At 73.3% G+C, this 19,266-nt stretch carries 13 protein-coding genes; 2 read left to right on the top strand and 11 right to left on the bottom strand.

Features of this window, described 5'->3' with window-relative positions; all coding sequences use genetic code 11:
• Nucleotides 1-118: 118 nt before the first annotated feature.
• Together FB455_RS17530 and FB455_RS17535 are read right to left on the bottom strand one after the other, a co-directional pair.
• On the bottom strand, nucleotides 119-1,597 hold the full coding sequence (locus FB455_RS17530; protein ID WP_145754104.1) for a glutamate-cysteine ligase family protein: 1,479 nt from the start codon (nucleotides 1,595-1,597) through the stop codon (nucleotides 119-121).
• 253 nt (nucleotides 1,598-1,850) lie between these two features.
• Complete coding sequence (locus FB455_RS17535; RefSeq protein WP_013283291.1) at nucleotides 1,851-2,432, bottom strand: YceI family protein; 582 nt, start codon at nucleotides 2,430-2,432, stop codon at nucleotides 1,851-1,853.
• A 101-nt stretch (nucleotides 2,433-2,533) separates the two neighbouring features.
• Here FB455_RS17535 and FB455_RS17540 point away from each other — a divergent pair, with 101 nt between their 5' ends.
• Nucleotides 2,534-3,025 carry a MarR family winged helix-turn-helix transcriptional regulator gene (locus FB455_RS17540; protein WP_013283290.1) on the top strand — a complete coding sequence of 164 codons (492 nt, stop codon included), beginning with the start codon at nucleotides 2,534-2,536 and terminating at the stop codon, nucleotides 3,023-3,025.
• Between the two features lie 281 nt (nucleotides 3,026-3,306).
• Here FB455_RS17540 and FB455_RS17545 read toward each other — a convergent pair whose 3' ends face one another.
• The 8 genes from FB455_RS17545 to FB455_RS17580 form a co-directional block, all read right to left on the bottom strand.
• Complete coding sequence (locus FB455_RS17545) at nucleotides 3,307-5,844, bottom strand: helix-turn-helix domain-containing protein (protein ID WP_145754106.1); 2,538 nt, start codon at nucleotides 5,842-5,844, stop codon at nucleotides 3,307-3,309.
• 100 nt (nucleotides 5,845-5,944) lie between these two features.
• On the bottom strand, nucleotides 5,945-7,093 hold the full coding sequence (locus tag FB455_RS17550) for an acyl-CoA dehydrogenase family protein (RefSeq protein ID WP_145754109.1): 1,149 nt from the start codon (nucleotides 7,091-7,093) through the stop codon (nucleotides 5,945-5,947).
• A gap of 118 nt (nucleotides 7,094-7,211) precedes the next feature.
• Complete coding sequence (locus tag FB455_RS17555; RefSeq protein ID WP_145754112.1) at nucleotides 7,212-8,744, bottom strand: acyl-CoA carboxylase subunit beta; 1,533 nt, start codon at nucleotides 8,742-8,744, stop codon at nucleotides 7,212-7,214.
• 219 nt (nucleotides 8,745-8,963) lie between these two features.
• Nucleotides 8,964-9,884, bottom strand: a complete 921-nt coding sequence (locus FB455_RS17560) for a hydroxymethylglutaryl-CoA lyase (RefSeq protein WP_013283286.1) — start codon at nucleotides 9,882-9,884, stop codon at nucleotides 8,964-8,966.
• A 25-nt stretch (nucleotides 9,885-9,909) separates the two neighbouring features.
• On the bottom strand, nucleotides 9,910-11,247 hold the full coding sequence (locus FB455_RS17565) for an acetyl-CoA carboxylase biotin carboxylase subunit (RefSeq protein ID WP_041799157.1): 1,338 nt from the start codon (nucleotides 11,245-11,247) through the stop codon (nucleotides 9,910-9,912).
• Nucleotides 11,248-11,324: 77 nt separating this feature from the next.
• Nucleotides 11,325-11,939, bottom strand: coding sequence for a TetR/AcrR family transcriptional regulator (locus FB455_RS17570; protein ID WP_013283284.1), 615 nt, complete (start codon nucleotides 11,937-11,939; stop codon nucleotides 11,325-11,327).
• A 71-nt stretch (nucleotides 11,940-12,010) separates the two neighbouring features.
• Nucleotides 12,011-14,854, bottom strand: a complete 2,844-nt coding sequence (locus FB455_RS17575) for a hypothetical protein (RefSeq protein ID WP_145754114.1) — start codon at nucleotides 14,852-14,854, stop codon at nucleotides 12,011-12,013.
• A complete protein-coding gene (locus tag FB455_RS17580; protein ID WP_013473347.1) occupies nucleotides 14,847-16,640 on the bottom strand; it encodes an HSP90 family protein in 1,794 nt (597 codons plus the stop codon). The genes FB455_RS17575 and FB455_RS17580 overlap by 8 nt, the downstream gene beginning before the upstream one ends.
• Nucleotides 16,641-16,758: 118 nt before the next feature.
• On the opposite strand from FB455_RS17580, the gene FB455_RS17585 reads away from it, so the two are divergent.
• Nucleotides 16,759-18,030: an MFS transporter gene (locus FB455_RS17585; protein ID WP_145754116.1), complete on the top strand. Its 1,272-nt coding sequence runs from the start codon at nucleotides 16,759-16,761 to the stop codon at nucleotides 18,028-18,030.
• Between the two features lie 16 nt (nucleotides 18,031-18,046).
• On the opposite strand, the gene FB455_RS17590 is transcribed toward FB455_RS17585, so the two are convergent.
• Nucleotides 18,047-19,192, bottom strand: a complete 1,146-nt coding sequence (locus FB455_RS17590; protein WP_145754118.1) for an FAD-dependent monooxygenase — start codon at nucleotides 19,190-19,192, stop codon at nucleotides 18,047-18,049.
• Between the last annotated feature and the right edge of the window lie 74 nt (nucleotides 19,193-19,266).

Consider the following 19,266-nt stretch of genomic DNA (forward strand, 5'->3'; position numbering starts at 1 on the left):
CGCTGCCTCAAGCGCTACATCGCCCGACAGCTCTACCGCACCATCACCACCCACCACCAAACCCCTTGACAACCCCACTCACAGATCGACGGGGCGAGGCGGCGGGGCGGCGTGTGGCTCAGTCGACGGGCCAGGTGTGGACGGGTTCGTTGCCGCGCTGGAGCTCGGCGTACCGCTGGACCATGTGGTGCAGCGCGGCCTCCCGGTCCAGGCCCCGGCTCCGCTCGGCCGCCCACACCGTCTCGGTCTGCCAGACCGCACCGTTGCGGCCGGTACGGCAGCGGCCCTCGATCACGCCGAGCAGGCGGTCCCGTTCGGCCGGGGCGACACCGAACCGGTTCAGCCCCTGCGCGGCCACCGGCAGCAGCGTGTCGAGTACGAGCGTGGTGACCGGCACGTCCCCGAGCCGGGGCCAGTGCAGGACCGCCTCGATGCCGCGCCGGGCGGCGGCGTGGAAGTTCTCCTCCGCCGAGCTGAACGTCAACTGGCTCCAGATCGGACGGTCCGACTCGGCGAGGCCGCGGGCCAGCCCGAAGTAGAACGCCGCGTTGGCGAGCATGTCCACCACTGTCGGGCCGGCGGGCAGCACCCGGTTCTCCACCCGCAGGTGCGGGCGGTCGTTCATGATGTCGTAGACCGGCCGGTTCCAGCGGTAGACGGTGCCGTTGTGCAGCCGCAGCTCACCGAGCGTGGGCACGCCACCGGCGTGCAGCACCTCGACCGGGTCCTCCTCCTCGCAGATGGGCAGCAGCGGCGGGAAGTAGCGGACGTTCTCCTCGAACAGGTCGAAGATCGAGGTGATCCAGCGTTCGCCGAACCACACCCGGGGCCGTACGCCCTGGGCCTTCAGCTCGTCCGGGCGGGTGTCGGTGGCCTGCTGGAACAGCGCGATCCGGGTCTCCGCCCAGAGCTGCCGGCCGTAGAGGAACGGCGAGTTGGCACCGACGGCGACCTGCACGCCCGCGATGGCCTGGGAGGCGTTCCAGTAGTCGGCGAAGCTGTCCGGCGCGACCTGGAGGTGGAACTGGAGGCTGGTGCAGGCGGCCTCCGGCGCGATCGAGTCGGTGTGCGTACGCAGCCGCTCGACGCCGTTGATGTCCAGCTCGATGTCCTCGCCGCGGGCGCCGACGATCTGGTCGTTGAGGACGCGGTACCGCTCGTTGGTGGAGAGGTTGTCGGCGACCAGGTGGCGTTCGGTGAGCGTGGGCAGGATGCCGACCATCATGATCGTCGCATCGGACTTGGCGGCCCGCTCGTCGGCGCGGCTGAGGCTGCTGCGCAGGTCCTGCTCGTAGTCGGCGAAGCCGCTGCCCTCGATGAGCCGGGGCGAGGCGTTCAGTTCGAGGTTGAACTGCCCCAGCTCGGTCTGGAACAGCGGGTCGGCGATGTCGGCGAGGATCTGGTCGTTGCGCATGGCCGGTTCGGCGGCCGCGTCGATCAGGTTCAGCTCGATCTCCAGCCCGGTCATCGGGCGGTCGGCGTCGAAGCCGAAGTCGTCGAGCATCAGCGCGAACACGTCCAGGCACCGCCGGACCTTCTGCCGGTAGCGGACCCGATCCTCGCGGGAGAAGGCGCCCTGCTCGACGTCTCTGCCCATGTGTCCTCCCGGCGCCGGTGCGACGGAACCGTACCGTTCCGCAACGCATTGTGAACCATTCACGTGGTGGGCGTAAGTGCGCCCGCCCCGCCACCCGGCTGGACGGGCGACAGGTCTGCACCTGTACCCCGTCACCGCCGTCACCAGCGCGTCAGTGCGGAGAACTTCACGTGACGATTCGCACCGCCGGGGCGTACGCGAGCAGGGCCCGCACCGTCGGGGACGGTGCGGGCCCTGCGGGCCTGTGCCGGGCTCAGCCCTGGCGGATGGCCTCACCCTCGATCTCGATCTTGACCTTGCGGCCGACCAGGACGCCACCGGTCTCCAGCGCCACGTTCCAGGTCAGACCGAAGTCCTCCCGGTCGATCTCGGTGGAGGCGGAGAAGCCGAAGATGTCCTGCCCGAACGGACTGCGGCCGACGCCCTCGAACTCCACCTCGAGCTCGACCTGGCGGGTCACGCCCTTGATGGTCAGCTCGCCGACGAGCACGAACTCGTTGCCCTCGCGGGACTTCACCTCGGTGCTGCGGAACTCCAGCGTCGGGAACTGCTCCGCGTCGAGGAACTCCGGGCTGCGCAGGTGCGCGTCGCGGTCCGCCTGGGCGGTGTTGATGCTGGCCGCCTGGATGCTGGCGGTGACCGAGGACTGCATCGGGTCGTCGGTGACGGTGATGGTGGCGGTGGCGTCCGCGAACTCACCGCGTACCTTGCTGACCATCATGTGCCGCGCGACGAAGCCGACACGCTTGTGCGCGGCATCCAGCACGTAGGTGCCGGGGGTGGGGATGGTGAGACCCTCCCAGTCGCGGGTAGTCGCCTCGGTGCTGCTGGTCATGATGCTCTCCTCCGGAGAAGAATGTTTAGGAGCCCAACGACTGACTGAGCAACTATAGTTGAGACAATATTCCCCGTGTCAAGTGTTGCTAGGATGGTGGCGTGGACCAGAACGTGTTCGACGACCCCCGGATCACCGCCGTCGGCCTGCTCGTCGAGGCGCACGCCGGGCTCGCCGCCCGGTTCGCCGCCCAGTTCGAGGAGCACGGCCTCTCCCCGGTCGAGTTCGAGGTGCTGACCCGGCTCGCCCGCTCACCCAACAACCAGCTGCGGATGACCGACCTGGCCGCGCAGACCTCGCTCTCCACCAGCGGCGTGACCCGCGTGGTCGACCGGATGGAGCGGGACGGGCTGATCTGCCGGCGTGCCTGCCCGTCCGATCGGCGCAGCTCCTTCGCGGTGGTGACCACCGCCGGGCTCAGCCGGCTGGACGACGTCCTTCCCGGCCATCTGCGGATCATCGAGCAGTGGTTCACCAGCCAGCTCGACCCGGCGCAGCTCGACGGGCTGCTGGACGGGCTGCGCCGGGTACGCGACGCGGTCCATCCGGGCGCCACCGCCGGCAGCACCGAGCCGGTCGAGGACGCCGCCTGACGGTCCGCGACCTGCCGGGCACTACCTGCCGGTCACCGGCAGAATGACCGGCAGAACCGCCCGAACGGCCGGACAAAGCGGTCCACATATTCGCGAATCGGTCGTCCGACCTCGGTAGTCTTCCGGCAGCGGGGGGCACCGGGGGGTGCTGGCGCGAGCGTGGAGCGAGGGGCAGTACCAGGGGGCTACTTCGCTCGCGCCACCCCCGCGCCCTCCGCCCCTCCCGTGCCGGCCGACGCGCAGTGCGGCCACCGCGACCCACCGGGGTGACGACAAGACGCTCATCGCCCCCGTCGGGCCGTCAGGGAGAACAGCAACTCCTCCTCCTGCGGCAGCAGGCTGACGCCGGTGACCTGTCGCGCCGCGTCCAGCCGATCCAGCACGGCCGGATCAGCGGTGCTGACCGCCAGCCCCACCAGCGCCTCGACCAGATCCCGCCGGTCGGCGACACCCTCGGCCGCGTCGGCAGCCGCGGCGAACCACTCCGCCGCCAGCTCCCGGTCTCCCCGGTGCAGCGCCACGTGCCCCTCGATCAACCCGCGCAGCGCGTCCTCGGTGCGCGCGTCCCCACCCGGGCCCGGCGGATCGAGCATCTCCACGGCCGGTGGACGGCGCCGGCCCGGCACCACTCCCGACGGCCACAGCTCGGCGATCGTGGCCAGCGCCTCGTCGGTGCGCCCGGCGTGGGCGAGCGCCAGCCCGACCGCGCCGACCGTCCGGCGCCGCCGCCCGGGATCACCCAGCTCCGCGAGCGCGGCCGCCACCCGGCGACCCTGCTCGACCGCCTCGGCGTATCGGCCCTCCAGGCGGGTCAGCTCGGCCTGATCGGCACGCGCCAGCACACGCAGGCGCTGGTCACCGCACTGTGCCGCCAGGCGGTCGACAGTCGCCAGCCGCCGCCGGGCACCGGCCAGCCGACCTTCGCGTACGTCGTGCCAGGTCAGGTGCGCCTGGGCGACGGCCATCTCGCGTACCCGGTGGTGCCGGGTGGCCGAGGCCAGTGCGGCCTCGGCCTGCTCGCGGGCCTCGTCGTGCGCGCCGAGCCCGAGCAGCAGCGCGCAGAGCACGGACCGGGCGGACAGTTCGCCGGTCACGTCGCCCGCCTCGGCGAAGACGACCAGGGCGGCCCGGGCCGCCGGGAGTTCCTCCGCGCCCGCGCCGTGCTCGGCGGCGAGCCGGGCCGCGCCGAGCATGGCCCAGGCCCGCAGCGTGGGCCGGGCAGCAGCGGTACGCGGATCGGCGAGCAGCCGCCGCAGCCGGCGCCGGCCGGACACGTCCCGCCCGCGCAGCCGCCACCACCGGGGCAGTGAGGCGGCGAGCAGGAGCGCGGTCTCCGGCGCGTGCTCGGCGGCGTACGCCAGCGCGGCGGTGATGTCGCTCGTCGCCTCGTCGAGCACGTGCACCGCGCCGGACATCTGTGCGCCCACCAGCCCCGGCGCGGTGCGGTGGACCAGACCGGCGATCACCGCGGCGTGCCGCATCCGGATCCGGGCGGTCTCGCCCTCCAGGTCGGCCTGTTCCGCGGCGAAGTCACGGACCGCGTCCAGCAGACGGAACCGGAACGGGCCGGTGCCCCTGACACTCAGCAGGCCCAGCTCGCGCAGCCGGTCCAGCATCGGCGCGGCGTCCCACCGCCGGCCGCCGTCGGCGAGCAGGTCCTCGGCCAGCTCGACCGACCAGCGGTTACGGAACGCGGACAGCCGCCGCAGCGCCGCCCGGTCGGCGTTGGCGAGCAGGTGATAGCTGGTCGCCACGGCGTCGCGCAGCGTCACAGTACCGGCGGACGGGTCGGCGGGCTCCCAGCCGGGGCGTACGCCGGTCAGGTCCAGGACGCGGTCGCCGTAGCGGTCGAGCAGCTCGGTGACGTCGAGGATGCGTCCCCGTGCCGCCATCAGCTCGATGGCGAGCGGCAGTCCGCCGAGCCGGCGCACGAGCGCGGCGAGCGCCGGCAACTCGGCCGGGGTCGGTGGTTCCCGGCGGGCCTGGGCGAAGCGGGCGGCGAACAGCGCCGCCGCCGGCCAGCGGTCCAGGTCGGCCCGGTCGGCGGGTTCGGTGCCGGCCGGCGGTACGTCAAGCGGCGCGACCGGCCGGACCATCTCGCCGGCCAGGCCGACCGGGCGGCGGCCGGTCACCAGCACCCGCAGCGTCGGCACGGCGGCGGTCAGGACGCGGAGCGCCTCGGCCACCGGCTCCGGCGCCCGGTCGACGGCGTCGACGAGCAGCAGCGCCCGCCGGCCGCCGATCCGGCAGGACAGGTCGGCCAGCCGGTTCACGCCGAACATCGACGCCGACGCGGCGAGTACGTCGGCGGCGTCCGAGCCCTCGCCCACGAGCACCCCGGCCACGCCCGCCGGGTGGCGGGCCGCCACCGCGTGCGCGACGGTGACGGCCAGCGCCGTCTTGCCCACCCCGGCGAGCCCCACGAGGCTCACCACCGGGTACGCGTCGAGCAGCCCGGACACCTCCGCCACGTCCCGTTCCCGGCCGAGCAGCGGTACGGGCTGGGGCAGCGCCACCGGCGGATCGTCGGCGGCGGCACCGGCTGCGGGGAGGCGGGATGCCGCGGGCCGGGCGGTGTCGACGAACTCCCGCCGCTCGTCACCGCTCAGGCCGAGCGCGTCGGCCAGCAGGTCGACTGTGGTGCGCTGGGGCCGGGTGGCCCGCCCCCGTTCCAGATCGCGGACCGTCCGTACGCCCACGCCGGCCCGGCCCGCCAGCTCGGCCTGGGTCAGGCCGACGGCGAGCCGGTGCCCGCGCAGCAGGTCGGACAGACCGGTACGACCGCCTGGGCCCCGCGCACGGTCATGATCCGGAGTCATGGGCACGAAGATTACGGATGGACTCCGACGCTCCACAGCCCATCGTCAACCACCCGACCGTCCACTGCCGATATCCGACAGGGCGCGGTTCCGGGCGTCCTCACATGCCGAGATCGCGGGCGATGATCATGCGCTGCACCTCGCTGGTGCCCTCGCCGATCTCCAGGATCTTGGAGTCGCGCCAGAAGCGGGCCACCGGGTACTCGTTCATGAAGCCGTACCCGCCGTGGATCTGCGTCGCCTCGCGGGCGTTGTCCACAGCGACTGTGGAGGCGTGCAGCTTGGCGATGGCCGCCTGGCGCTTGAACGGCTCGCCGGCGAGCATCCGGGCGGCCGCGTCGTAGTAGGCCAGCCGGGCCGTGTGCGCCTTCATCTCCATGTCCGCGATCTTGAACTGGATGGCCTGGTAGTTGCCGATCGGCTGGCCGAACGCCTGGCGCTCCTTCGCGTACTTGATCGACTCGTCCACGCAGCCCTGGGCCAGGCCGACGGCGAGCGCCGCGATGGCGATCCGGCCCTCGTCCAGGATGCGCAGGAACTGGGCGAAGCCCCGGCCGCGCTCCCCGAGCAGGTTGGCCGCCGGCACCCGGCAGTCGTCGAACGTCAGCTCGTGGGTGTCCGACGCGTTCCAGCCGACCTTCGAGTAGCCGGGCGCGACGGTGAAGCCGGGCGTACCGGACGGCACGATGATCGTGGACAGCTCCTTGCCGCCGTCCGGCCGCGTACCGGTGACGGCGGTGACTGTGACCAGCGCGGTGATGTCGGTGCCGGAGTTGGTGATGAACGCCTTCGAGCCGTTGATGACCCACTCGTCGCCGTCCAGGACCGCGCGCGTCCGGGTGCCGCCCGCGTCCGACCCGGTGCCCGGCTCGGTGAGCCCGAACCCGGCCAGCGCCTCACCGCTGAGCAGCTTCGGCAGCCACTGCGCCTTCTGCTCCTCGGTGCCGAAGCGGTAGATCGGCATCGCGCCGAGCGACACCGCCGCCTCCAGCGTGATGGCCACGCTGGAGTCGACCCGGGCCAGCTCCTCCAGCGCCAGGCAGAGCGCGAAGTAGTCGCCGCCCATGCCGCCTTGCTCCTCCGCGAAGGGCAGCCCGAACAGGCCCATCTTGCCCATCTGACGGACGATCTCGTACGGGAAGGTGTGCTGCTCGTAGTGCTCGGCGATGGTGGGCGCCACCACCTCGCGGGCGAATTCCCGGACGCTCTCCCGCAGCGCCTGCTGCTCCTCGTCGAGCCGGAAGTCCATGTCGATCCTCCTGGAAAGGGCGGGCCGCCGGGCGCTCGTGACGCCGGGAGCGGCTGAAGCGTTAGGAGGGGGCCCTTTACATGCACCAGGCGTTAAGAGGGGGCCCTTCCTTACCGGGTCAGACGGGAGTGACGCCGTGCCGGCGCCGGGAGAAGTGCCGCTCCTTGCCGCGCGCGGCGGTGAACCGGCGTACCAGCTCGGCGCGCAGCTCGTGCGGCTCGACGATCGCGTCCACCACCAGCTCGCTGGCGAGGCGCACCACGTCGATGTCGCGCTCGTACTCCTCGCGCTTCGCGGCCACGAACGCGGCCCGCTCGGCCTCGTCGGAGATGGCGGCGATCTTGTTGGCGTAGACCGCGTTGACGGCGGCCTCCGCGCCCATCACCGCGATCTTCGCGGTGGGCAGCGCGATCGTGGCGTCCGGCTCGAAGCCGGGACCGGCCATCGCGTAGAGACCCGCGCCGTACGCCTTGCGGACCACCACACAGATCTTGGGTACGGTCGCCTCGGAGATCGCCGTGATCATCTTCGCGCCGTGCCGGATGATGCCCTGCTTCTCCACCACGCTGCCGACCATGAACCCCGGCACGTCGCTGAGGAACAGCAGCGGCACGTTGAACGCGTCGCAGAGCTGCACGAACCGGGTCGCCTTGTCGGCCGAGTCGACGAAGAGCACGCCGCCCTTGAACATCGAGTTGTTGCCGACCACGCCGACGACCTCGCCGTTGAGCCGGCCGAACCCGATGGTCAGCTCCTTGGCCCACAGCGCCTGGATCTCGAAGAAGCTGCCGGAGTCGAGCAGGCCCTTGACGTACCGGCGCATGTCGAACGCCTGCCGCTCGCTGGCCGGGACCAGCGCGGCCAGGTCGGCCTTCTCCGGCGCGGCCACCGCCTCGGCCGCCGGCGGGTCCTGCTTCCAGTTCGACGGCAGGTAGGACAGGTACGTCCGCACCACGTCGAGCGCGTCGTTCTCGGTCTTGCAGAGGAAGTGACCCACGCCGGACTCGGCGCAGTGCACCTTCGCGCCGCCCATCGCCTCCAGCGTGGTCTTCTCGCCGGTGACCATCTCGACCATCCGGTCGGAGCCGAGGTACATGCTGGCGTTGCCGTCCACCATGGCGACCACGTCGCAGAACGCCGGGATGTACGCCCCGCCCGCCGCGCTCGGCCCGAACAGCGCGCAGACCTGCGGGATCGAGCCGGAGGCGCGGACCTGGTTCCAGAAGATCTTGCCGGCGCCGCGGCGGCCCGGGAACAGGTCGACCTGGTCGGTGATCCGGGCGCCGGCCGAGTCGACCAGGTAGACCATCGGGACGCCGGTCGCGTAGGCCCGCTCGATGATCCGGATGATCTTCTCGACGGTACGCGCACCCCAGCTGCCGGCCTTGACCGTGGAGTCGTTGGCCATCAGGCAGACCTGGCGGCCGTCGATCGTGGCGGTGCCGGTGACCACGCCGTCGGCGGGCAGCCCGTCGGCCATCGCGTTGGCGTAGAGCCCGTCCTCGACGAAGGAGCCCTCGTCGACCAGGTACGCCACACGCTCGCGGGCGAACAGCTTCCCCTTCGCGGCGTTTGCCGCGTGGTACTTGTCCGCACCGCCGGCGCGGGCGCGCTTGCGTAGCTGCTCCAGAGCTTCACCGTCGAGCGTCACGCCGACTCCCGTTGCCACGGCCCCCGCACAGGGCGCCCACCGACCTGAACGATCGTTAGGCTACCCCACCCGCACCATCCCCGGCACCCCACCACGCCCCCGCACCCCACCCACCCCCGCTCACTTCGTTGATCAAGGAGTTCGCGTCCTCGTTCGGGCCCCCGGAGGACACGAACTCCTTGATCAACAGAGCGGGGAGACGGGGTGGGAGGGGGCCGGTCAGGCGGGGCGGGGGGTCAGGCGGGTTCGGGGGCCGGCCCGGAGGACTCCGGACGGGAGTTGCTTGCCCACCAGAGTCTCGGCCAGTTCGGCGGCCTCGATCAGGGCGTCCAGGTCGATGCCGGTGTCGATGCCCATGTCGTGCAGCATGTGCACCGCCTCCTCGGTGGCCAGGTTGCCGCTGGCACCCGGCGCGTACGGGCAGCCACCGAGGCCGCCGACGCTGGCGTCGAACTCGGTGATCCCCAGTTCCATCGCGGTGAGCATGTTCGCCAGCGCGGTGCCACGGGTGTTGTGGAAGTGCAGCAGCACCGGCAGGTGGGCGTTGCGGTCCCGGACCGCCGTGACCAGTTCGCGGACGCGCCGGGGCGTACCCATGCCGGTGGTGTCGCCGAAGGCGACGCGGTCCGCGCCGTCGCGGGCGACGCGGTCGACGATCGCGGCGACCCGGCGGGGGTCCACGTCGCCCTCGTAGGGGCAGCCGAAGCTGGTCGCCACGATCACCTCGGCGGTGGCGCCCGCGCCGTGCAGCAGGTCGATCAGCTCGGCGATGTCGTCCAGCGACTCGTCGGTGGACCGGTTGACGTTGCGGCGGTTGTGCGTGTCGCTGGCCGAGACCACCACCTCGATCTCGGTGAAGCCCGCCGCCAGCGCCCGCTGTGCGCCACGGGTGTTCGGCACCAGGGCGGAGTAGCGCACGCCGTCGACCTTCTCGGCCCGCTGCCACACCTCGTCGGCGTCGGCCATCTGCGGGATCGCCTTCGGGTGGACGAAGGAGACGGCCTCGATGCGCCGTACCCCGGTGCGGGACAGCGCGTCGAGCAGCCGCACCTTCGCGTCGGTGGGGATGGGCTCCTCGTTCTGGAGGCCGTCGCGGGGACCGACCTCACGGATGCTCACGGAGCCTGGAAGTTCCGCCATCAGATTCACCTCACTGGGTCGAAGGTCAGCGCATCCGGGAGACGATGCCGGTGTCGTAGTCGCCGGAGAGGAACTCCGGGTTCTCCAGCAGCTCGGCGAAGAACGGCAGGTTGCACTTCGGGCCGGCGATCTCGAACTGGGCGACAGCCGCCCGCGCCCGCTCGACCGCCTCCTCGCGGGTCGCCCCGGTGAGGATCAGCTTGGCCATCAGGCTGTCGTAGAACGGCGTCACGGTGTTGCCGGCGACGTAGCCGGAGTCGACCCGGACGCCGGTGCCGGACGGCTCGTTCCAGGTGGTGATCGCGCCCGGGCCGGGCAGGAAGCGCTTCGGGTCCTCGGCGTTGATCCGCAGCTCGATGGCGTGACCGCGCGGGGTGAGCGCGTCCGGGTCGAACGTCGGCGCCAGGCCGGACGCCACCCGCAACTGCTCCTCGACCAGGTCGACGCCGTAGACGTACTCGGTCACCGGGTGCTCGACCTGGAGCCGCGTGTTCATCTCCAGGAAGAAGAACTCCTGCGTCGAGGGATCGAGCAGGCATTCCACAGTGCCCGCGTTGCGGTAGTTGACCGCCTCGCCGGCCCGCACTGCGGCGGCCAGGAACCGCTCGCGCAACTCGGGCGACACCGCCGGGGACGGCGACTCCTCGACCAGCTTCTGGTTGCGCCGCTGCACGGAGCACTCGCGCTCGCCGAGCGCCACCACCCGGCCGTCCGCCAGGCCGAGGATCTGCACCTCGACGTGGCGCACCCGGGGGAAGTACCGCTCGATCAGCACCGACCCGTCGCCGAACATCCGCTCGGCGAACGCGCGGACCTTGTCGTACTCGGTGCGCAGCGCCGCCTCGTCGGCGGCCACGCCCATGCCCATGCCGCCGCCACCGGCGGCGGCCTTGACCATCACCGGGTAACCGATCTCCGCGGCTGCCGTGACCGCCGCGTCCAGGTCGCTCGCCGGTTCGGTGGTGCCGGGCGCGACCGGCACGCCCGCGGCCGCCATCAGGTTCCGGGCGTTGATCTTGTCGCCCATCGCGCTGATCGCGTCGGCGCCGGGCCCGACCCAGATCAGGCCGGCCCCTTCGACGGTACGGGCGAAGTCCGCGTTCTCGGACAGGAAGCCGTAGCCGGGGTGGATCGCCTGCGCGCCGGTGCTCCGGGCGGCGTCGAGGATCGCCTCGACGTTCCGGTAGCTCTGGGCCGGGTTCGCCGGGCCGACGCAGACCGCCTCGTCGGCCTCGGTCACGAACGGCAGCGCGCCGTCGGCCTCCGAGTGCACCGCGATCGTCCGGATCCCGAGCCGCCTACCGGTGCGGATGATCCGCCGCGCGATCTCCCCCCGATTCGCGACCAACAACGATTCGATCATCTTCTGCACGGACGTGACCCCTTCTCGACGCAAAGCCGGGGTCTCTTCTTAACACGCGTTAAGGTACGCGCGGCGTGTCAGGTCGGGTCGGTGGGCGCGAGCAGGGCCGCGAGGGTCGCGCCGCGCAGCAGTTCGGCCCGGCGCCGGCGGTCCACCTCGCCGCCGAGGAACGGCGTCGAGTTCATCAGGCCGAACGCCGCGTGGGCGAGCACCCGGGCCGCGCCGTCGGGCAGGCCGGGGTGCAGCGCGGTCAGCACGGTGACCCATTCCTCGACGTACATCCGCTGGAGCCGGCGGATCCGGCGGCGCGGCTCGTCCGGGAGGCGGTCCAGCTCGTGCAGGTGCAACGCGATCACCGCCGGGTTCGCCAGCGCGAAGTCGACGTGGAAGTCGATCAGCGACTCCAGCGCCGCACGCGGGTCGCCCGGGTGACCGGCGGCCCGTTCCCGCCCGCCCGCGAGCAACCCCTCACTCACCGGGATCAGGGCGGCGACGAGCATCGCCTCCTTGCCGGCGAAGTGGTGGTAGAGCGCGGGACCGGTGACCCCGGCCGCCGCGCCGATGTCGTCCATCGACACACCGTGGTAGCCGCGCGCCGCGAAGAGGCCGACCGCGATCTCCAGGATCTCGTCCCGCCGGGACCGGCGCCGGGCCGCACCCGCCGCACCCCGTGCCTGCTGTTCCACCGCCACCGGACCAGCCTAGACCTCGCGTTCGAACTGGGGCAGCCGCGGTTACCCAACGGTTGCCCCAGCCCGTCGTGTCAGTCCTCCTCGATGCCGTGGTCGGCGCGGACCTTCGACGCCTCGGCCTCCCGGCCCTGCTCGTCGAGCGCGCGGGCGAGCAGCCAGGCGGCCTGCGTGGCGGGACGGGAACCGCTGGGCAGCCCGCCCAGGACCGGGCGCAGCAGCCCTTCGGCCTGCTCCGGCCGCCCGTCGCGCAGCAGCAGCTCGCCGGTCAGCACCTCGACCTGCGCCGCCTCGCCGAACGCCTCGATCGACCGGAGGCGCTCCGGCACCCCGTCCACCCGGTCCAGCGCGGCGGTGAGGCGGTCCTCGCCGATCAGCACCCGGGCCACCGCGTCGGCGGCCATCGCCCGCTCGTACGTGACCACCGGCGCCTCGTCGGCCTCGGCCGGGAGCGCGGCCGCTGCCTCGTCCACCCGCTCGATCGCTGCGACCGCGGCCGGCAGGTCGCCGGACCAGTGCAGGGCGAGCAGTTCCCGCCGCCGGGCCCGCAGCTCGTCCACCTGGAAGCCGGCCAGCCGCCAGGCGGTCGCTGCCGCCGCGAACCGCTGCGCGGCCAGGGCGTCCCGGTCGGCGTCGTAGAGCAGGCCACCGGACTCCTCCAGCACCTGCGCCCGGTGGGGGAGATTGTCCGGCCCGTCCAGGTTCTCGGCCAGCGTGTCGAGCACCGTGAGCGCCAGATCCGTCTCGCCGAGGCCGGCGTAGATGCCCGCCAGCATGTGCCGGCACCGGTCCGCCTCGGCCTGCGCGCCGGCCCGGTCGAGCCCGAGCACCGCCTCCTCGGCCACCTCGGCGGCCTCGGCCAGCCGACCGGCCACCCGGTACGCCTCGGCCAGCTCCCAGCGCAGCAGCGCGTCGCCCTCCAGCCCCTGCTCGACGCAGAGAGTGACCGCCTCGGCCAGATCCTCCACCGCCTCGCCGGCCCGGTCGGCGGCCATCAGCGCCCGTCCCCGGGTGACCCGCAGCGGCAGGTGGGCGCCGGCCGGGGCGACCGACAGCGCCTCCTCGCACGCGGCCACCGCGTCGGCCGGGTCGTCGGTGGCGCGGGCGTACGCCAGGCAGGCGCCGGTGAGCATCTCGGCGTCGCCCAGCTCACTCGCCAGCCGGCGGGACCGCGCCGCCGCGTCCCGGAACTCCTCGGCCCGCTCCAACTGCTCCAGCACGTGCGTACGGTGCAGCGCGACCCGACCGGCCAGCCACGGATCGGCGTCCGCCTCCGCCTCGGCCCGGTCGAGCGCGTCGAGCGCCTCCGCCCACTGCTCGCGGTGCACGTGGGCCAAGGCCAGCCGGTCCCAGCCGGCGGCCCGGTCACGCGGCTCGCCGTGCTCGGTCAGGTAGCCGGCCGACTCCCGGGCCAGGGCCATCCCCTCGTCCGCGCTCTCCTCGACCATGCTGAGCAGCACACCGAGCCGCCCGGCCACCACCTGGGCGCGCAGCGGGTCCGGCACCTCCCGCCACGCGGCGAGCGCCTCGCGGTTGACCTCGATCGCCACCGGCACGCCGTCGTCGTCCTGGGACAGCTCACCGGCCCGCAGCTCCAGCCGCCAGGCGCGGGTGGTCGCGGGCACGTCGGCGTCACCGAACCGCTCGTCGTACGCGTGCAACGCGGCGACCAGGCCGTCCCGGCGGTTGGTGCGCCAGCACTCCTCGGCCAGCGCGAGCAGCTCGTCGGCACCGGCGTCGGCGGGCACCGTCACCGGCTGCGGAGAGGCCACCGGCGCGTCCGAGCCGGTACGCGGGGCGGGCACCGCCGGGCGGCGCAGGCTCGCGGAGAGCGGCAGGTGCTCGCCGACCGGCCCGGCCGCCAGCTTGCGGGCGATCAGGCCGGACTGGTGCGTGGTGCCGTTGCGCGCGTCGAACCGCTCGGCCAGCGCGGTCGCCGTACCGGCCAGCTCGTCGGCGAGCGCACCCGCCGGCACATCGGCGGCCGGCCGCTCGCCGGAGGCGCGGCGGTGCACAGTCAGCTCGGCCGGCACCTGACGCAGCGCGGCCGAGGCGGCGGCCGCGAAGTGCATCGCGGCGGCAGGGGTGGGCGCGCGGTCCAGCCAGTCCAGGTGGCGCTCGACCAGTTCCAGGGCGCGGGCCTCGTTGCCGGTCACGGTGCAGAACTCGACGTGGTCGGCGATGTCCCACAGGTCGGCGAGGTGCCCGCGCACCCGCCGGTACGCCTCCCGGTGCGCGTCCCGCGCCGCGTCGGTGCGGCCGGTCTCGCGGTAGGGCGTGAGCAGCGCGGTGAGGATCCCCTGCGGCTGCTCGCTACAGGTGAGCCGCCCGGCGAGCACCGGCTCGGCCAGCGCCACCGCCTCCTCGTGGCGGCCGTGCCGCACCAGGTGCGCGACCTGCGTGGTCGGGTCGCAGCCGGCGCAGTCGGAGAGCGTGTCGCGCGGGGTGGTCATCCACTTGCGGTACCACTGCTCCGCCGCCTCGTCGTCGCCCAGGTGCGCGGCCACCAGGTAGCGGTGCTTGTAGACCGCCTGGAGCGAGTGCCCGGAGTCGCGGTAGCGCCGTTCCATGTCGTCGAGCACCGCGTACGTCCGGTCCAGCGGCAGCTCCGGGAACTTCACCATGGCGTTGACCATGTACTTGAAGAACCAGAGCAGCTGGTGCGTGTAGCGCTGGTGGTAGGGCTGCGGATCCTTGTCGTACTCGGCCAGGCACCAGGAGAACGTGACGAAGGACTTCGCCGGTTCGCCGCCGTAGACGTACGCGGTGGTGCCGGTGACCCGGGCGGCGAAGGCGAGGTGCCTGTCGTCGCCCGCGTCGGCGCGGCGCAGCAACTGCTCCAGCGCGGCGATCTGCCCCGGCCCGTACGGCATGGATTCGATCTCGTGGTGCATCCGCCAGAGGTCGTCGTCAGTCACGGGTCTCTCCCGGTACGGCCCGGCCGAGCAGGCCGAGGAAGGAACTGTTCAGCAGTGCGGCGTCGGCCGCCCGGATCGGGTGGTGCCCGAGCAGCAGGGCCTGCCCGTAGAGCGCCTCGACGGCCAGCCCGACCAGCTCCGGGTCGGCGAGCGTGGTGACCCGGCGGACCAGCGGGTTGCGGTGGTTGAGCACCAGTTGCGGGCGGTCCGGCGGCGCTGAGGCGGCGAGCGCGTCGAGCACGCCGCCCCACAGCTCGTCGGCCCTGTCCCGGCTGGCGGCGAGCTGGTCGTGGAACGCGGCCGACCGGGACACCAGGTAGAGCGCCGGCAGCGAGACCGGGTCGTACGCCCGGATCACGACCTCACAGCCGAGCCGTTCCAGGGCCCGCTGCGCGGCGGTGAGGAACGGCCGCAGGGCCAGTTCGGTCGCCGGGTCGAGGATCTCGAACCGGGTGGTCAGGTCGCTCGGCTCCAGCCGCTCGATCAGCACCGACCGGTCCACTGTGGGCAGCCGCTCGATCAGCTCGGTGTCGTACGTGTAGCCGCCGTTGACCACTGCCACGTCCTGCGCGGCGGCCACGGCGGCGAGCTGGCGGAACTCGTCCAGGCTGGCGGCGTACCGGAGCACGCCGTGCCGCTGCCGGAACTCGGCGAGCGTCATCGTGCCGACGTTGGTGTCCATCGGCCACCACTGGTCGACCAGCCGCAGCATCTCGTCGTCGTGCATCGCGAGCGCCTTGACGCCGAGGTGGTGCACCTGGAGGAACTCGCCGAGCCGGCGCGGGTCGTGCTTGGCGAGGCGGACCAGCCAGCCGCGGATCTGGTCGCCGAGCGCCTCCCGGACGGAGGTGAGAAGCGCGTCCTCGTAGAGCGCCTCGCGGCTGGCGGTGGGCCGCAGCTCACTGGCGTCGACCACGCAGTGGGCGAAGAAGGCCCACTCGGGCAGCAGCCCGTCGGCGTGCTCGCTGAGCAGCATCCGCTTGAGGTAGACCCGGTGCCCGGCCCGGGCGGCCGGGTTCACCGCGGCGGGCAGGATGAACGCCACGCCGGTCAGGCCGGCCTCGGGCACCGACAGCGGCACCACGTCGAACGGGACGAACCCGAGCAGCTCCTGCGCGTACCGCTGGAGGGCGGCCCGGTCCACCGGCGCACCGGGCGTGGTCGGCCACGGCGGCGGGCCGGCGGTGGTCGGCGTGTCACCGACCCGCACGTCGACCGGCAGCAGGCCGCCGTAGAGGCGGGCCAGCTCGGTGACAGTGGGTACGCCGAGCCACTGGTCGGCGTCGCGCCGGGGCACCAGCGTGACTGTGGTGCCGGGCTCGTCCCGGGCCTGGTCCGGCTCGGCGAGCCGTACCGCGTACCGCCCGTCGGACCAGCCCGTCCAGAGCACTGTGGGCTCGTCGGCGTGCCGGGTGACCACCCGGATCTCGTCCGCCACCAGGAAGCAGGAGAGCAGGCCGATGCCGAACTGGCCGAGGAACTCGTGCCGGGAGAAGCCCAGCTCGTCGCGCTTGGAGCTGCGGCCGATGGTGGCGAGCAGTTCATGCACCTGCGCCTCGGTCAGGCCGATGCCGGTGTCGTGCACGCGCAGCGTCCCGTCGCCGGTCAGCTCCGGCGGCTCGATGCGGACCCGGGCCGGGGCTTTCGGCTCGGTGGACCGGCGCGCGGTGATCGCGTCGACGGCGTTCTGGAGCAGCTCGCGCACGTAGACCCGCGGACTGCCGTAGAGGTGATGACTGAGCAGGTCGACCACGCCACGGAGGTCCACCTGGAAGGTGCGGTCCAATCGCGCTCCCGGTTCGGATTTTCGGCGCTCACCGTACCGGTCAGCGCCGACAGTGTCCGTCCCGTTTCACCCCGGCGGCTTGACCTTCCACCGGGTGCAGGGCACACCGTCTCCCGGCATGACGATCACCGCCGTCCCGGGCCGCGACTACCGGCTGCTCTGGTCCGCCGCCGTCTGCTCGCAGGTGGGGGACTCCCTGCGTACGCCGGCTCTGGCCCTGCTGGCCGCCACGCTCACCCGCGACCCTCGCGCGGTAGCCGCGGTGACAGTGGCCGGGCTCCTTCCGCCGCTGCTGTTCGGCCTGCTCAGCGGCGTGTACGCGGACCGGTGGGACCGGCGGCGGACGATGGCGGTGGTGGACGGGGGGCGGGCCGTGGTGGTGGCGGCGCTGGCCTGGTCCGTGGCGACCGGGCACGCCGGGATCGCCACGCTGGTCGTCGTCGCCTCGCTGCTCGCCCTGCTGGGCACGCTCTTCGACGCGTCCGCGTACGCGCTGCTGCCCACTGTGGTGCCGCCCGAAGGGCTGGCGGGCGCCAACGCCCGCCTCCAGGCCGGAACCGCGGTCGCGGGGGGATTCGTCGGCGCCCCCTTGGCCGGTGTCCTCTTCGCCGTCTCCCCCGCACTCCCGTTCACCGCCGACGCCCTGACCTTCGCCCTGGCCGCCGTCCTCATCCTCGCTATCCCCGCCCCGACTCCCCGCCGATCTTGCACTTTCCGCCCCGGCAAAGCCGCGCAAAAAGGACGGTCGAGGGGCCACAACCGCAAGATCAACGAGGACAAGGGCGGGGTTTGGGAGGGGATTCGGTTTCTTCGACGGGATCGGGTTCTCTGGGCGCTGACAGTCGGGACGGCCGGGTCGAATCTGGCCATCGGAGGGCTGGCCTCGGTGCTCGTGCTCTATGCGCTGGCCGTGCTTCGGGTGCCGGAGGCGGCGTACGGGCTGTTCGCGGCCGGCGCGATCGCGGGCGGGCTGGGCGGCGCGCTGTTCGCCGGACGGCTGGCCGCCCGCTTCGGCACGCTGCCCACGCTGCGTGTCGTGCTGCTCGGTCAGACGCTGGCGCTGGCCGGGTTCGCGCTGGCCCGGCACCCGCTGACCGGCGGCCTCGCGATGGCCGGGTTCACCGCCGGCTCCACGATCTGGAACAGCCTGCGGGCGGCGTACGGGCAGCGGCACGTACCCCCGGATCTGCTCGGCCGGGTGGGCGCGGCACAGCGGGTGGCCGGGTTGGCCGCCGCACCGGCCGGCGCGGTGCTGGCCGGTCTCGCCGCCCAGGCGTTCGGCCTGACGCCTGTCCCCTGGGCGGCCGCCGCGGTCTTCGCCCTGGTCACGGCCGCCGTCTGGGTGACCTTCCGAGCGCGCACCGGCCCGCCCGCCGCGCCACCGCACTGATCACCCGCCCCGCGGGTCAGCCACCGGGCCGCGCGGGCTCGAAGCCGGCCAGGCGAACGGCGATCCGGTGACGGACCGGCGGGAGCGTGGAGACCGTCCGGAGCAGCAGATTCCGCAGCGGTCGCACGGCCGGCGGTGCGGCGGCGAGCCGGGTCAGCCCGGCGGCGAAACCGAGCACCTCCTCGGCGCGGGGGCGACGGTCGGCGGCGTACCCGTCGAGGGCCTGCGGGCCGGCGGCGAGCGCGTCGCCGAGGGCGACCGCGTCGCGCAGGCCGAGGTTCATCCCCTGCCCACCGGCCGGGCTGTGCACGTGCGCGGAGTCCCCGGCGAGCAGCACCGGCCCGGACCGGTAGGTGCTCGCGATCCGGTGGTGGATCCGGAACCGGGACGCCCACGCCATGCCGGTGACCCGGTCCGGCCGGCGCGCCGGACCGCGCTCGTCCAGCAGCGCCTGGAAGTGGTGCGCCTGCGGGTCGCGCGGCGCGTCGTCCACAGTGGCGACCAGCCGGACCGTGCCGTCGGGCAGCGGCGCCCAGACCAGCGGGCCCCGGCGGGACAGGAAGAGGCTCACCTGGTCGCGCGGGAGCGCGCTGTCCACGTGGACGTCGGCGAGCAGGAACGACTCCCGGGGGTCGGCCGGGCCGCCGAAGCCGATGCCGGCCAGCTCGCGGACCCGGCTGTGCATCCCGTCCGCGCCGACGACCCAGCGTGCCCGGACCGCGCGGCCGCCGTCGAAGCGGGCGACGGCGCCGTCGCCGTCGAGGTCCAGGCCGGTCATCTCGTACGGCCGCAGCACGCGCCCGCCGAGCGCGGTGAGCTGGTCGGTGAGCACCGCCTCGGTCTCGGCCTGGGAGATCAGCAGGGCGTACGGGTAGCGCGACGGCAACCTGTCGAAGGGGACGGTGACCAGCACCCGGTCCCGGTCGCGGACGCTGAACCGGGCCGAGTGCAGCCCTCGCGCGGCCAGCGGCGCGGCGACCCCGATCCGGTCCAGCACCTCCAGGGTGCCGGCGTGCACGACCGCGGCGCGCGAGGTGACCGGCGGCTCGGCGAGCCGGTCGACGACAGTAGCGGTCACCCCGTGCCGGGCGAGCGTGACCGCCACGGCCAGGCCGGTCGGCCCGGCTCCCACCACGAGGACGTCGGTGCGTTCGGGCAGCATCGCTTCCACCTCCGGGCTCGGTCAACAACTGTTTGCCAACGCTTGTTGACTTCACTGTAGAGCCGATGTCAACA

The sequence above is a fragment of the Micromonospora sp. CNZ296 genome (genome assembly GCF_007827635.1).

Coding starts and splice junctions, on each gene's coding strand:
- FB455_RS17530 (WP_145754104.1), bottom strand. CDS start 1,597: ATGGGCAGAGACGTCGAGCAGGGCGCCTTCTCCCGCGAGGATCGGGTC.
- FB455_RS17535 (WP_013283291.1), bottom strand. CDS start 2,432: ATGACCAGCAGCACCGAGGCGACTACCCGCGACTGGGAGGGTCTCACC.
- FB455_RS17545 (WP_145754106.1), bottom strand. CDS start 5,844: ATGACTCCGGATCATGACCGTGCGCGGGGCCCAGGCGGTCGTACCGGT.
- FB455_RS17550 (WP_145754109.1), bottom strand. CDS start 7,093: ATGGACTTCCGGCTCGACGAGGAGCAGCAGGCGCTGCGGGAGAGCGTC.
- FB455_RS17560 (WP_013283286.1), bottom strand. CDS start 9,884: ATGGCGGAACTTCCAGGCTCCGTGAGCATCCGTGAGGTCGGTCCCCGC.
- FB455_RS17565 (WP_041799157.1), bottom strand. CDS start 11,247: ATGATCGAATCGTTGTTGGTCGCGAATCGGGGGGAGATCGCGCGGCGG.
- FB455_RS17585 (WP_145754116.1), top strand. CDS start 16,759: ATGACGATCACCGCCGTCCCGGGCCGCGACTACCGGCTGCTCTGGTCC.
- FB455_RS17590 (WP_145754118.1), bottom strand. CDS start 19,192: ATGCTGCCCGAACGCACCGACGTCCTCGTGGTGGGAGCCGGGCCGACC.